This is a genomic window from Paraburkholderia largidicola, assembly GCF_013426895.1.
GTDB classification, from domain to species: domain Bacteria; phylum Pseudomonadota; class Gammaproteobacteria; order Burkholderiales; family Burkholderiaceae; genus Paraburkholderia; species Paraburkholderia largidicola.
This window is the reverse complement of the sequence record NZ_AP023174.1, coordinates 1,920,358-1,934,108: the sequence shown is the minus strand read 5'-3', so window position 1 is coordinate 1,934,108 and position 13,751 is coordinate 1,920,358. Positions and strand designations below refer to the sequence as shown.

The 13,751-nt window shown below is 63.7% G+C and carries 12 protein-coding genes; 7 read left to right on the top strand and 5 right to left on the bottom strand.

The window, feature by feature from the left end:
- Positions 1–24 precede the first annotated feature (24 nt).
- The 4 genes from PPGU16_RS08580 to PPGU16_RS08565 form a co-directional block, all read right to left on the bottom strand.
- Entirely contained in the window at positions 25–1,176 is a 1,152-nt protein-coding gene (locus PPGU16_RS08580; protein ID WP_180719606.1) for a DegT/DnrJ/EryC1/StrS family aminotransferase, read from the bottom strand.
- Positions 1,177–1,418: 242 nt separating this feature from the next.
- Positions 1,419–1,790, bottom strand: a complete 372-nt coding sequence (locus PPGU16_RS08575; protein WP_180719605.1) for an SMR family transporter — start codon at positions 1,788–1,790, stop codon at positions 1,419–1,421.
- Positions 1,791–1,818: 28 nt separating this feature from the next.
- Positions 1,819–3,663, bottom strand: a complete 1,845-nt coding sequence (locus PPGU16_RS08570; protein WP_180719604.1) for a glycosyltransferase family 39 protein — start codon at positions 3,661–3,663, stop codon at positions 1,819–1,821.
- Between the two features lie 382 nt (positions 3,664–4,045).
- Complete coding sequence (locus tag PPGU16_RS08565; RefSeq protein ID WP_180719603.1) at positions 4,046–4,420, bottom strand: Mth938-like domain-containing protein; 375 nt, start codon at positions 4,418–4,420, stop codon at positions 4,046–4,048.
- Between the two features lie 564 nt (positions 4,421–4,984).
- Between PPGU16_RS08565 and PPGU16_RS08560 the strand changes: the two genes are divergently transcribed.
- The 6 genes from PPGU16_RS08560 to moaE all read left to right on the top strand — a co-directional run bounded on the left by PPGU16_RS08560 (position 4,985) and on the right by moaE (position 12,050).
- Positions 4,985–6,232, top strand: coding sequence for a pyridoxal phosphate-dependent aminotransferase (locus tag PPGU16_RS08560; RefSeq protein ID WP_035539403.1), 1,248 nt, complete (start codon positions 4,985–4,987; stop codon positions 6,230–6,232).
- 58 nt (positions 6,233–6,290) lie between these two features.
- Positions 6,291–7,622: a homoserine dehydrogenase gene (locus PPGU16_RS08555; protein ID WP_180719602.1), complete on the top strand. Its 1,332-nt coding sequence runs from the start codon at positions 6,291–6,293 to the stop codon at positions 7,620–7,622.
- Positions 7,623–7,652: 30 nt separating this feature from the next.
- Entirely contained in the window at positions 7,653–9,101 is a 1,449-nt protein-coding gene (gene thrC, locus PPGU16_RS08550) for a threonine synthase (protein ID WP_180719601.1), read from the top strand.
- Between the two features lie 872 nt (positions 9,102–9,973).
- A complete protein-coding gene (locus PPGU16_RS08545) occupies positions 9,974–11,239 on the top strand; it encodes a molybdopterin molybdotransferase MoeA (protein WP_180719600.1) in 1,266 nt (421 codons plus the stop codon).
- 62 nt (positions 11,240–11,301) lie between these two features.
- Positions 11,302–11,559: a molybdopterin converting factor subunit 1 gene (gene moaD / locus PPGU16_RS08540; protein ID WP_180719599.1), complete on the top strand. Its 258-nt coding sequence runs from the start codon at positions 11,302–11,304 to the stop codon at positions 11,557–11,559.
- Positions 11,560–11,579: 20 nt separating this feature from the next.
- Positions 11,580–12,050, top strand: coding sequence for a molybdopterin synthase catalytic subunit MoaE (gene moaE / locus PPGU16_RS08535; RefSeq protein ID WP_180719598.1), 471 nt, complete (start codon positions 11,580–11,582; stop codon positions 12,048–12,050).
- Positions 12,051–12,212: 162 nt separating this feature from the next.
- Here the strand turns inward: moaE and PPGU16_RS08530 are convergent, their stop codons facing one another.
- On the bottom strand, positions 12,213–12,773 hold the full coding sequence (locus PPGU16_RS08530; RefSeq protein WP_180719597.1) for a group III truncated hemoglobin: 561 nt from the start codon (positions 12,771–12,773) through the stop codon (positions 12,213–12,215).
- Between the two features lie 240 nt (positions 12,774–13,013).
- Here PPGU16_RS08530 and PPGU16_RS08525 point away from each other — a divergent pair, with 240 nt between their 5' ends.
- A complete protein-coding gene (locus PPGU16_RS08525; protein WP_180719596.1) occupies positions 13,014–13,511 on the top strand; it encodes an Rrf2 family transcriptional regulator in 498 nt (165 codons plus the stop codon).
- Positions 13,512–13,751: the final 240 nt, after the last annotated feature.

Sequence of the window (13,751 nt, the reverse complement as noted above, 5' to 3'; positions counted from 1 at the left end):
TGGTTGACCGCTTGATTGACCAGATTACCGGCCGTATTGTTCGCAAATCTCGTTGACGGCGCGGCACACGCGCGCGACGTCGCCTTCATTCATCTGCGTGAAGAGCGGCAGCGTGAGTGTAGTCGCGCCATAGTGCTCCGCATGCGGGTACATGCCCTCCTTGTAGCCCATCGCGCGATACAGCGAGAACAGGTGGAGGGCCGGGTAGTGCGTGCCCGTGCCGATACCGCGTTCCTTCATCTGCTCCATGAACGCGGCGCGGCTGAGCGACAGGCGCGCGAGCGGCAGCGTCACGAGGAACATGTGCCAGTTGCTGTTTTCGAAGTCCGCGAGCGGCAGGCCCATGCCGAGCCTGACGGCCGCGCCGCCCTCGAAACCATCGAAGTACTCGCGCGCGAGCTTCTTGCGCTGCGCATTGAAGCGCTCGATATGCTGCAGCTGCCCAAGGCCGACCCGCGCCGCGACGTCCGTCAGGTTGTACTTCCCACCCAGCAATTCGCAATCCATGCCGTCGAAACCCGTACGCACGATACCCTGCAGCCGGTATTTCTGCGCGAGGACGGCTTCTTCCTCGTTGTTCAGCACCAGGGCGCCGCCTTCGATCGAGGTCAGGTTCTTGTTTGCGTGGAAGCTGAACGACACGATGTCGCCGAGCTTGCCGATGCGTTCACCCTTCCATGTCGAGCCGAACGCCTGCGCGGCGTCTTCGATGACACGCAGCTTGTGGGCGCGGGCGATCGCGTAGAGGCGGTCCATGTCGACGGGCAGGCCCGACAGGAACACAGGAATGATTGCCTTGGTACGCGGCGTGATCGCCTTTTCGAGCAGGCTCAGATCGATATTGCGCGTGGCCGGGTCGATATCGACGAACACAGGCGTCGCACCCACTTCCAGGATCACGTTGCTGGTCGACACCCACGTCGCGGGCGTCGTGATGACTTCATCGCCGGCGCCGACGCCCGCGATGCGCAGACCGATTTCCAGCGTCGCCGTGCCCGAGTTGAACGTGCGCACCGGGCGGCCGCCGCAGTATTCCGACAATGCCTTTTCGAACGCCTGGTTCTGCGGGCCCGTCGTGATCCAGCCGGAGCGGAGCACGTCGACTACACCGCGGATCGTTTCTTCATCGATCTCGGGACGGACGAACGGCAAAAACGGAACGGATGACTGGGTCATGGATGGTTTTGCTCGATATTAAAAAGGGTCACGGGCTGCTTTTCTTAACGAAGCCCGGCATTTAGCTTTCATTAAGCTTAAATTGACGCGCTTGCGCCGATCAGTGCCGGAATGCGGCGGCGATAATGTGCGAGTTCCGCTCCAATGTCCAGCGCTCGAAACAATTCGGAATACGTTAGCAGACGCAGGGCTGCTTGCCAGGGGCGTTTCCTCTACGTCCGAACCGGGTCGGGCAGCCGCCCTCAGCTGCGCGCCACGAGGAACACGCCCACCAGGATCACGCCGATGCCGACGAGACGTTGCGCCGACAACACTTCGCCGAACAGATACCACGCGGCGAACGCGTTCACAACATAGCCGAGCGACAGCATCGGATAGGCGATCGACACATCCACGCGCGACAGCCCGACGATCCACACGACCACGCTCAGCACGTAGCAGGTAAGCCCGCCGATGATGGGCGGCTGTGTTGCGATGCGCCAGCCGATCGGAATGATGTTGGACATCGTGAAGTCGAAATGACCGACGGCGTTCGTGCCGGCCTTCAGAAGCAGTTGGGCCGTCGCGTTCAGCGCGACGCCCGCGAGGATGCAGAAAAGCGAAATCGGGTTCATCGAAGGAAAGTTCGGGTGAGGGAACAGGTCATTGCTGCGCCTGCGGCTCTGACGCCGCGGCCGGGGCGGCGCCTTGCGAGGTGCCGCCTGCATCGGCGGGAAGCGGCTTTTCCACGATCACGCGGCGGGTATCGCGCGCGACGACGGTCATGGGCAGATGCTGGTCGCTGAATTCCTTGTAGCGGTCTGGCGACATCAGCGCCATCGCGTAGCGGTCGGCCTTCCAGCGCTCGACCCATTGCGGGATCGTCGGCACCCATTTTTGCGGTTCGACCGACACGCCAAACGCCAGTTCGTCCGCATGCTCGACCATGATCGTCGTGTGGTCGATATAGAAAGGCAGCGTGTGATCGAGCACGCCGACCGAGTAGAACGGCGTGTCGGCGGGCAGCTTCGCCAGCGCGGTCTTGATGGCGGGCGCCAGCGGCGCGCCCGACGACAGCCGGCCGAACGCGTCGTGGCCCGTGCCGGCGACCGTCGCGAGCAGCACCCAGCCGATGCCGAACGCCGTCGCCGCGCCCACGATGCCCGTCGACGTTGCGTTCGCGCCTGCGTTCAGGCTCGCGGCGCCCGGCGTGGTGTTCATGGCGCCGGCGGGCAGACCGTTCTGCGCGCCGTTGGTAGCGCTGCGCCTGCGCCGGTTGATCCAGATCGCCACGAGCGTCAACACGAACCCGATCGCGAGCGCCGCGAACACCCATGTGCGGAATTCCAGGTACAGCGCATTCGGATTGCGCCGGTCGCCCAGACGCCCGAGAAACACTGCGCCGAAGCCGCCCGCCACGAGGAACAGCGCGTAGCCCGTCAGATGCCGGTGAAACTGCTCACGCGTGACGAGGGGCAGATACATGCCGATCACGAGCGCGATCGCGGGCGCGATGGGGAGCGTGTACGACAGCAGCTTCGAGTGCGACGCGCTGAAGAACAGAAAGATGAACGCGGTCCACACGAACAGCAGCGTGACGGGCGCAAAGCCGTTCGCCTGGCGCGGCATGCGCAGCGCATGGCGCGCACTCTGAAACGTGAGGGACAACCACGGCAGGAAGCCGACCAGCATCACGGGCACGAAGTACCAGATCGGGCCGGGCCGGTTCTGCTCGGGCGTCAGATAGCGCCTGAACTGCTGGACCACGAAGAAGAAGTTGAAGAACTCGGGGTTGCGATCCTGCACCAGCACGAACCACGGCGTGACGACCGCGAAAAACACGATCAGCCCGCTCACCAGGTATAGACGCTTCCAGATCGCCCAGTCGCGGGCGACCACCGTGTACAGCACGAGCACGGCGCCCGGCAGGATCAGCCCGACGAGGCCCTTGGACAGCACCGCGAGCGCCATCGAGGCCCACACGAGCCACATCCACAGCCGCTGCTCGCGCGCGGCGAGCCCCGGGCGCTGCGCGAGCAGCAGCGCGCACAGTGTGACTTCCATCCAGAACGACAGGCCCATGTCGAGCGTGTTGAAATGGCCCATCAGATACCAGTACGGCGCGCTTGCGAGCACGACCGCGGCGAAGAAGCCCGTCGCAACATTGAATACGCGTGCGCCGGTGTAGCCGATCAGCAGCACGCCCGCGAAGCCCGTCAGCGCGGTGTAGAGGCGCGCCTGCCATTCGCCGATGCCGAACCACGCGAACGACAGCGCGTTCGCCCAGGTTTGCAGCGGCGGCTTCTCGAAGTACTTGTAGCCGTTGTAGCGCGGCGTGATCCAGTCGCCGGTGACGAACATCTCGCGCGCCATTTCCGCGTAGCGGCCTTCGTCGCTCGGCAGCAGATGGCGCCAGCCGAGCGGCACGAACCAGATCACGGCCAGCGTAAGCACGAGCAGCAGGACCGTCGTGCGATTGAGCGTCAGCCCGGACGGCTTGTCGTTCATGTGTTTTTCAACCTTTGTCGGCGCCGCTGTCGCGGCTTCTTTCTTATTCCGTTCGGACGGGGCCTATGCTGCGGCGCGTTGAGGCGTCGCGCAGCGCGAATTCCGCTGCCGGCTTGCCGTCAGCGCGCTCGGGCAGGGTGTGGCGCGACTACGCTGCAGCCGGTGCGGCGCAGCGCGCCGGCGCGCATTGTCCATGCGCGGTCCTTAACACAACCTTATGCAACCTGATGGCGCGTGCTTCGGGCGGCGCGCTTCGTGGCCCGCTTCGTGGCCCGCTGTCGCCCGCTTTCGGGCGCCGGGCCGCGCAGTGTACTTGATCCGTAAGACAGCGAATCCAAAAACGCCGCGGCGTTCTCTGGACGAGCCCGCGCAGGCGCAGCGTTCAGCCTTCGATCAGCAGCGCGGCGGCGACCTTGCGGCCTTCCGCCATCAGGATGTTGTAGGTCCGGCAGGCAGCCTTGAAGTCCATCGTCTCGACGCCGATGCGGTGGGCGGCGAGCGCGGCCGTGAGGCGCGGATGCGGAAAACGCAGGCGCTCGCCGCTGCCGAAGATGACGACTTCCGGCGCGGGCTCGATCAGCAGCGCGAAGTGCTCGGGCGAAAGGGCCTCGAACGACGCCACCGGCCAGCTGATGACGGGGCTTTCCGGCATCACGATGATGCTGCCCGTATGACGTTCGAGATTGATGTCGACATAGCCGGCGCCATAGCCGGTGACGGTGTTCAGGGCGCCGCTTGAATCCTGGTGTAATTTCAAACTGGTTTTCCGTGGTCGTCGTTAGACATGCAGTCGCAGTTCGACCGGCATGCGCAAGCTCGGGTTCAATGCCACAGGGACGGTCGAGACGCCGGGCACCCGCGCGAACCGCGGCTGGGGCACGTCGCGCGCGTGGGCGGGTGCTTGCCGCCGTACGCTGCCACGTGCTCCAGGCTTGCAGAGCCTTGCGTGGTGCATTGCGGAAGTCGGTCAAAATCCGCTAAATTATAACTTTTTAGCCGCCCGGCGGCTCCCTTCAGGTTCGCGCGCTGCCACAAGCCGCGCCCGCAAGGCTGGCGATCACGCCCGCCGCTGCCAGTGGGGTGCTCCGTGTGTGCCCGGAAAGCGTCGACAGAAGGCACCACCCGTACGCCTGTCCGGCCTCCCGACGGCCGCGCGCCGCTCACGTCCCGTATCATGCTTGGCGCCGGCCTGGTCCGGCCCGCGCCGCGCGGCCCGGGACCGCCCGCCGCGCAATCCCGTCTCATTGCTTGCCCGCTGCGTGGGGCGAGCGCTCCGTGGTCCCGCTCACCCGGTGGTTCCCGCTCATTTACCCAGGACGAAGTGCCCGTCGTGAAACCGATACTTAAATCCAACAAGCTGTTGAACGTCTGCTACGACATTCGCGGGCCCGTTCTCGAACATGCGAAGCGCCTCGAAGAGGAAGGCCATCGCATCATCAAGCTGAACATCGGCAATCTGGCGCCGTTCGGTTTCGAAGCGCCGGATGAAATCATCCAGGACATGATCCGCAATCTGCCCACCTCGTCGGGCTATTCGGACTCGAAGGGCGTATTCGCGGCGCGCAAGGCGATCATGCATTACGCGCAGCAGAAGGGCGTCGTGGGCGTCGAACTGGACGACATCTACATCGGCAACGGCGCGTCCGAGCTGATCGTGATGGCCTTGCAGGCGCTGCTCAACGACGGCGACGAAGTGTTGCTGCCCGCGCCCGACTATCCGTTGTGGACGGCGGGCGTGAGCCTGTCGGGCGGCACGCCCGTGCATTACATCTGCGACGAGTCGAACGCATGGATGCCCGACCTCGACGACATCCGCGCAAAGATCACGCCGAACACGAAGGCGCTGGTCGTCATCAACCCGAACAACCCGACGGGCGCGCTGTACTCGGACGAGCTGCTGCTCGGCCTGATCGCGATCGCGCGCGAGCACGGCCTCGTGATTTTCGCGGACGAGGTCTATGACAAGATCATCTACGACGGCAAGACGCACACGTCGATGGCGTCGTTGTCCGAAGACGTGCTCACGGTCACCTTCAACAGCCTGTCCAAGAGCTACCGCTCGTGCGGCTACCGCGCGGGCTGGATGTGGGTGTCGGGGCTGACGGGCGAGAACCGCCGCCGCGCGAAGGATTACTTCGAAGGGCTCGGCATTCTGGCGTCGATGCGCCTGTGCCCGAACGTCCCGGGCCAGTATGCGATCCAGACGGCACTGGGCGGCTATCAGAGCATCAACGAACTGATTGCGCCGGGCGGGCGGCTGTACAAGCAGCGCGAGCTCGCGTACGACATGCTGACGGCGATTCCCGGCGTGACCTGCGTGAAACCCGAGGCGGCGCTGTACATGTTCCCGCGTCTGGACCCGAAGCTGTATCCGATCGAAAACGACCAGCAGTTCATCCTCGATCTGCTGCTTGAAGAGCGCGTGCTGCTGGTGCAGGGCAGCGGCTTCAACTGGAAAACGCCGGATCACTTCCGCGTCGTGTTCCTGCCGAACGTCGATGACCTCGCCGATTCGATCCACCGGATCGCGCGCTTCCTCGACGGCTATCGCAAACGCCACGCGGCCTGAGCGCGGACACTCCGCGCCCGAACCGATTTACCAATCTCTCACTCGACACACACGCTGCATGGAACCGATCAAAGTTGGACTGCTGGGCTTCGGCACGGTAGGCAGCGGCACCTTCACGGTACTGCGCCGCAACCAGGAAGAAATCAACCGACGCGCAGGCCGCGGCATCGAGATTGCGCGCATTGCCGTGCGCAATCCCGCCAAGGCGACAGCGGCGCTCGGCAGCGAAGCAGGCACGGTCGCGATTACCGACGACTTCGGTGCGGTCGTCGACGATCCCACTATCGACATCGTCGCTGAAATGATCGGCGGCACGGGCATCGCGCGCGAGCTCGTGCTGCGCGCGATCAAGAACCGCAAGCATGTCGTGACGGCCAACAAGGCGCTGCTCGCCGTGCACGGCACGGAGATCTTCGAAGCGGCCCGCGCGAACGGCGTGATGGTCGCGTTCGAGGCGGCCGTCGCGGGCGGCATCCCGATCATCAAGGCGCTGCGCGAAGGCCTGACGGCCAACCGCATCCAGTACATCGCGGGCATCATCAACGGCACGACGAACTACATTCTGTCGGAGATGCGCGACCGCGGCCTCGACTTCGCGACGGCGCTGAAGGCGGCGCAAGAACTCGGTTACGCGGAAGCCGATCCGACCTTCGACATCGAAGGCGTGGACGCCGCGCACAAGGCGACCATCATGAGCGCGATCGCGTTCGGCGTGCCCGTGCAGTTCGACAAGGCCTACGTCGAAGGCATCAGCAAGCTCGCGGCGATCGACATCAAGTACGCGGAAGAACTCGGCTACCGCATCAAGCTGCTGGGCATCGCGCGCCGCGCCGACAACGGCATCGAACTGCGCGTGCATCCCACGCTGATTCCTGCCAAGCGTCTGCTCGCCAACGTGGAAGGCGCGATGAATGCGGTGGTGGTGCATGGCGACGCGGTCGGCACGACGCTGTACTACGGCAAGGGCGCGGGCGCGGAGCCGACGGCTTCCGCCGTGGTCGCCGATCTCGTCGACGTGACCCGCCTGCATACGGCCGACCCGGAGCATCGCGTGCCGCATCTGGCGTTCCAGCCGGACCGCCTGTCGAGCACGCCGATTCTCCCTATCGACGAAGTGACGAGCGGCTACTACCTGCGTCTGCGCGTCGCCGACGTGACGGGTGTGCTGGCCGACATCACGCGCATTCTGGCCGACACGGGCATTTCGATCGACGCGCTGCTGCAGAAGGAATCGGAGCAGGTGGACGTATCGAAGAAGGGCGAGACGGACATCATCCTGATTACGCACGAGACGGTCGAAAAGAACGTCAACGCGGCGATCGCGAACATCGAGGCGCTGAAGACGGTCGTGTCGAAGGTGACGAAGCTGCGCATGGAAGCGCTGAACTGACGCACCGCACACACGTAAAGAGGCTAGCTCATGAATTACATCTCCACGCGCGGCGCCGGCATCGGCGAGCGCCATACGTTCTCCGACATCCTGCTCGGCGGTCTCGCGAAGGATGGCGGTTTGTATCTGCCGAACGAGTATCCGAAGGTGTCGGCGGATGAACTCGCGCGCTGGCGTGCGTTGCCGTACGCGGACCTCGCGTTCGAGATCCTGCGCAAGTTCAGCGACGACATTCCCGACGAAGACCTTCGCGAGCTCACGCGCCGCACTTACACGGCGCAGGTGTACTGCAACGTGCGCGACGAAGAGAACGCGGCGCAGATCACGCCGCTGAAGACGCTCGGTGTCGAAAATGGCGCGCCGCTGTCGCTGCTCGAACTGTCGAACGGTCCGACGCTCGCGTTCAAGGACATGGCGATGCAACTGCTCGGCAACCTGTTCGAGTACACGCTCGCGAAGCACGGTGAAACGCTGAACATTCTCGGCGCGACCTCGGGCGACACGGGCAGCGCCGCCGAATACGCGATGCGTGGCAAGAAGGGCATTCGCGTGTTCATGCTGTCGCCGCACAAGAAGATGAGCGCGTTCCAGACGGCGCAGATGTATTCGCTGCAGGACCCGAACATTTTCAACATCGCGATCGAGGGCGTGTTCGACGATTGCCAGGATATCGTGAAGGCCGTATCGAACGATCACGCGTTCAAGGCGCAGCAGAAGATCGGCACGGTCAACTCGATCAACTGGGCGCGCGTCGTTGCGCAGGTCGTGTACTACTTCAAGGGCTACTTCGCGGCGACGAAGAGCAACGACGAGCGCGTGTCGTTCACGGTGCCGTCGGGTAACTTCGGCAACGTGTGCGCCGGTCACATCGCGCGCATGATGGGGTTGCCGGTCGAAAAGCTCGTCGTCGCGACCAACGAAAATGACGTGCTCGACGAGTTCTTCCGTACGGGGATCTATCGCGTGCGCAAGTCGTCGGAGACGTATCACACCAGCAGCCCGAGCATGGATATTTCGAAGGCGTCGAACTTCGAGCGCTTCGTGTTCGATCTGCTTGGGCGCGATCCCAGGCGCGTGCTGCAGTTATTCCGCGATGTCGAGGAGAAGGGCGGCTTCGACTTGCAGGCGAGCGGCGACTTTGCGCGCGTGCAGGAGTTTGGTTTTGTTTCGGGGCGTAGCAGTCACGACGATCGCGTCGATACGATTCGTGACGTGTTCCAGCAGTACGACACGATGATCGATACGCATACGGCGGATGGCCTGAAGGTTGCGCGTGAGCATCTGCAGGCAGGCGTGCCGATGATCGTGCTGGAGACGGCGCAACCGATCAAGTTCGGCGAGACGATTCGCGAAGCGCTCGAGCGGGAGCCGGAGCGTCCGGCCGCGTTCAGTGGGATCGAGGATTTGCCGCAGCGGTTCGAAGTGCTGGCGAATGACGCGGAGCGAGTGAAGGAGTTCGTGGCAGAGCGGACCAGATAAGTTTTTTTGTCTGCGACGCTGGGCGGTGTTTTGGTATTTGCGCTGGGATCCGTGATTTGCCTTTGCGCTGGCATCCGCGTTTTGCTTCTGGTTTGCTAGCGTTGCCCCTGTGCGGGGCGGCACCTACTTTTCTTTGCCGCCGCAAAGAAAAGTAGGCAAAAGAAAGCGGCTAACACCGCCAGTTCTAGTATTTACCTGAGGGCCCCCAAAGGTTCTTACGCTTCACACGGCAACGCCTTGTTTCGCGCTCGTTGCCAACGTTCTGCCTCTACGCCTCACCCACTTACGTGCCCGCGTCGCGGCACGCCGCGCCAGATAGTCCTCCGCCGCCCAGGTGGCAAACTGTGTGTCGGCTTTCGCACCATACGCGCTTCACTCCGGACTCGGTAGCAAGGTTGGTGTTTCTGGTAAGAGCACTAACCTGTGTGGCGCGACCACCTACACACAGTTTGCCACCTGGGCGGCACATACCATTCGCCGCCGCTTGCCCAAGTATGGGAATTCGAAGCGGGTGAGGCGTTCATTCGAAGCGTTGGCAACGTACGCGAACAGACGCGCTGCCATGTGAAGTGAGGGGACGTTGGGGGCCCGTGGATAAGAATAAGGTCTGGCGGTGTGAGCCGCTTTCTTTTGCCTACTTTTCTTTGCGGCGGCAAAGAAAAGTAGGTGCCGCCCCGCACAGGGGCAACGCATGCAGACCAAAGCCATAACGCGGATGCCAGCGCAAACACCATGAAGGCCGCAGCGACCCAGGCCCCCAATCGAAAGACAAAAAAGCCCCCCGGCATCGCAGATATAAAAAAACCAGCCAACTACACACCTCGTCCCCTCCCGCTACAATGATTCTTTCCGAATCGTCCCCATCCGCTCCGATGTCCACACCATCACCTGCGCCGCGCGCACCGATGCTCTCGACAGCCGACGCGCTAGCGACCCTACTCGGCGCCGCCGCGCAAATCGCCGGCAAGGAAACGCTGCCGACGCTCGAAGCGATCAACCGGGTGCTTGCCGCCGACGTCATCTCGCCCCTCGATGTGCCGCCAATGAACACAAGCTCGATGGACGGCTACGCGGTACGCGTCTCGGAGCTATCGCAGGGCGAGCGCCGTCTGCCCATCTCGCAGCGCATCCCGGCCGGTCACGCGCCGCAACCGCTCGCCGAGGGCACGGCAGCGCGCATTTTCACGGGCGCGACGGTGCCGCCCGGCGCGGATGCCATCGTGATGCAGGAGCAGACGGAAGCGGCCGGCGACGAAGTGACGATCCTGCACACGCCGAAAGCGGGCGAATGGATCACGCAGCAGGGCGCCGACATCCGCAAGGGCGCGACGATCCTGCCCGCCGGCACGCGGCTCACGCCGCAGGCGCTGGGCCTCGCGGCGTCCGTCGGTTGTGCGAATCTGGAGGTGGTGCGGCGCGTGAAAGTCGCCGTCTTCTTCACGGGCGACGAACTGACGATGCCCGGCGAGCCGCTCAAGCCCGGCGCCATCTACAACTCAAACCGCTTCACGCTGACGGGCCTGCTGCAAAAGCTCGGTTGCGACGTGACCGACTACGGCATCGTGCCCGACAAACTCGACGCGACGCGCACAACGCTGCGTGATGCCGCGCAAGGTCACGATCTGATCCTGACGTGCGGCGGCGTCTCGGTGGGCGAAGAGGATCACGTGAAGCCCGCCGTCGAGGCGGAAGGGCGTCTGTCGATGTGGCAGATCGCGATGAAGCCGGGCAAGCCGCTCGCGTTCGGCGCAATTCGCCGCACGGCGGCGCCCGATGCACACGACACCGGCTCGAACGAAACCTTCTTCATCGGCCTGCCGGGCAACCCCGTGTCGAGCTTCGTCACGTTTTTGCTGTTCGTGCGTCCGTTCCTGCTGCGCCTCGCCGGCGTGCGCACGGTGACGCCGCGCGCGCTGTCGCTGCGCGCCGACTTCACGCAGCGAAAGGGCGACCGCCGCAACGAATTCCTGCGCGCGCGGGTCAACGCCGCGGGCGGTCTCGATCTGTTCCCGAACCAGAGTTCGGCCGTGCTGACGTCGACGGTCTGGGGCGACGGCCTGATCGACAATCCGCCGAATCATGCGATCAGCGCCGGCGAGACCGTGCGTTTCATTCCTTTTTCCGAATTACTGAACTGAACGCGGCCGCAATAAGGTTACGATCACGCCACCCCCAGGTCGCTATTGAGCAGTTACCGACGATGAAGATCCAGCTGAAATATTTCGCCAGCGTGCGTGAAGCGCTCGGCCAGTCCGACGAATCCGTTGACGTACCCGAAGGCATCGCGACGCTCGGCGACGTGCGCGCGTGGCTGCGCGTGCGCGGCGGCGTGTGGGCCGAGACGCTCGCCGAAGGCCGCGCGCTGCGCATGGCCTGCAATCACGTGATGACGGACGCGGACGCGCGTATCACCGACGGCTGCGAAGTCGCGTTTTTCCCGCCCGTCACGGGCGGCTGACACAGCCAGCGAGGACCGATATGACTGTCCGAGTCCAGACAGAAGACTTCGACCTGTCGACGGAAGTGGCCGCGCTGCGCGCGCAAAATCCGAAGGTGGGCGCCGTCGCGTGCTTCGTCGGCACGGTGCGCGACATCAACGAGGGCGAAACCGTCGAGACGATGGAGCTCGAGCACTATCCGGGCATGACGGAGAAGTCGCTGGAGGCGATCGTCGAGGCGGCGCGCGAGCGCTGGCCCGGCACCGAGGTGTTGATCGTGCACCGGGTCGGCAAGCTGATGCCGCTCGATCAGATCGTGCTGGTCGCGACGACGTCGAAGCATCGCGGCAACGCGTTCGCGTCGTGCGAGTTCGTCATGGACTACCTGAAAACCCAGGCGCCGTTCTGGAAAAAAGAGAAGACCGAAAGCGGCGAGCGCTGGGTCGATGCCCGTGTGTCCGACGACGACGCACTCGCGCGTTGGGGACTGAAGTCGTTGAATTCGCGCTGAATTTGCGTTGAATCCCCGCTGAATTCGAAAGCGGATTAAGCGTTATTCGTTGAACGTTTCAAAAAAATAACGCGGCCCGATAATCCCGGGTGAAATGTTAAATCGCGATTCTCCAATCACGAATCTCAAATCGCGACGGTTAATCCTGACCATTCGATCAGCTTAATCGTCGTCGCGCGATTTACCGATGATTTTCGCCGGAAATGGTTCGCCAAGCGGCCGCGCATGTTCGGCCGCGTGCTCTTCGCGCGAGCGGCGGCGCGGCGCGATGCGATCCAGTAAATCCTGCTGCTCGGCGGGAATCTGATAATCCCAGCCGAACTTGCTCAGCTGCAGGCTCTGCGCGATACGCAGCGCGGGCTCCATGAAGCGCACGGCGGCCGGCGGTTCGTAACGTGACTCGACCGTGTCCAGGAACAGAAACAGCCAGCGGCTGAAGTGGCGCGGCTCGAGGCCCGCCAGCGGCATGTGCGCCTGTTGCACGTTGCCGCGATACTGCTTCGCGCCCAGCACCAGCGATCCCCAGAATACGCACATCTTCGGCAGATGCTCGTCCCAGCGCCTGGCGAGCTTCTGCTCGAATGCCGGGCCGAGCAGTGCATCGGCTCGCACGCGGTCGTAGAACGCGTAGACCAGCTCGCGGATGTTGTCCTCGGTGGGTTCGGCGTAACGCGGGGCGAGTCGCTCGATAGCGGGAATATCGGAAGAAATATCGGACTTCATATCTGGAACAAAAGTGAGTCGGGGCAAACGCGTCATCGCAAACGTTTTGAGCGGACGCGCTCTAAAATCAGAAAAAGTGCGCTTAAAAGGAAAGTTACCGTTTATAGTTACGCGAAATAACGAGATAAACGTGGCAATAAGATGTGTTATCGACGCATGTTATTGCCCGGCAGCAGTACCGGCGTTAGTGGAGCCGGCGTGAACATTCCGCACGCTGACTCCGTCGCGATTTGCCTTTCAATGAGACTCACAGACTATACCGATTACTCGCTGCGCGTGCTGCTTTACCTCGCGGTTCGTTCCGAAGGACTGGCAACAATACAAGACATCTCCGATGCTTATGGCATATCGAAGAACCATCTGATGAAGGTGGTTCAGCGGCTCGCCGAACTTGGCTGGGTCGAGACCGTGCGGGGGCGCAACGGCGGTCTGCGGCTGTACGAACATTCGTCGTCGTTGACCATCGGCGAAGTGGTGCGGGCGGCCGAGAACGACTTTGCGCTGGTCGCCTGCTTCAACGGCGCCGACGCTAACGGCTCGCATCGCGAATGTGTCATTCAGTCGCAATGCCGGCTGAAGAACATTCTCGAATCCGCCCGCACGGCTTTCTTCCGTGAACTCGACAGCTATACGATCCGCGACATCGCCGAGCCGGCGTCGCCGCTGATGTCGCTGCTCGGGCTGAAGCCGTCGGCGACCGTCGTGCCGATCGTGCCTGCCGTGTCGACGGGTACCTGAGCGCAGGGTGGAGCGGGCAGCCCGGGCGCCGCCGCCCGGCGGCCTCACGGAACGCCCGTTCGACCGGGCGCACCTCGCGCCGGGCGTGTCCGCAGGCCCGGGCCGGCCTGCGCTTGCCGACTGCCCGCCGCCTGCGCGCGCCGGGTCGCGCATCCTGCTTCGCACCTTGCTTTCGCCCGATCCTGCGTCGGGCTACACTCCGCTGTGTCGACGGACTTCCGGCGCCGTTCGCGCGTCCCG

Excerpts from the sequence above, each read along its gene's own strand:
- moaD (WP_180719599.1), top strand. The coding sequence starts at position 11,302 with ATGAAGATCCAGCTGAAATATTTCGCCAGCGTGCGTGAAGCGCTCGGC.
- moaE (WP_180719598.1), top strand. The coding sequence starts at position 11,580 with ATGACTGTCCGAGTCCAGACAGAAGACTTCGACCTGTCGACGGAAGTG.
- PPGU16_RS08530 (WP_180719597.1), bottom strand. The coding sequence starts at position 12,773 with ATGAAGTCCGATATTTCTTCCGATATTCCCGCTATCGAGCGACTCGCC.
- PPGU16_RS08580 (WP_180719606.1), bottom strand. The coding sequence starts at position 1,176 with ATGACCCAGTCATCCGTTCCGTTTTTGCCGTTCGTCCGTCCCGAGATC.
- PPGU16_RS08545 (WP_180719600.1), top strand. The coding sequence starts at position 9,974 with ATGTCCACACCATCACCTGCGCCGCGCGCACCGATGCTCTCGACAGCC.
- PPGU16_RS08570 (WP_180719604.1), bottom strand. The coding sequence starts at position 3,663 with ATGAACGACAAGCCGTCCGGGCTGACGCTCAATCGCACGACGGTCCTG.
- PPGU16_RS08525 (WP_180719596.1), top strand. The coding sequence starts at position 13,014 with ATGAGACTCACAGACTATACCGATTACTCGCTGCGCGTGCTGCTTTAC.
- PPGU16_RS08555 (WP_180719602.1), top strand. The coding sequence starts at position 6,291 with ATGGAACCGATCAAAGTTGGACTGCTGGGCTTCGGCACGGTAGGCAGC.
- thrC (WP_180719601.1), top strand. The coding sequence starts at position 7,653 with ATGAATTACATCTCCACGCGCGGCGCCGGCATCGGCGAGCGCCATACG.
- PPGU16_RS08575 (WP_180719605.1), bottom strand. The coding sequence starts at position 1,790 with ATGAACCCGATTTCGCTTTTCTGCATCCTCGCGGGCGTCGCGCTGAAC.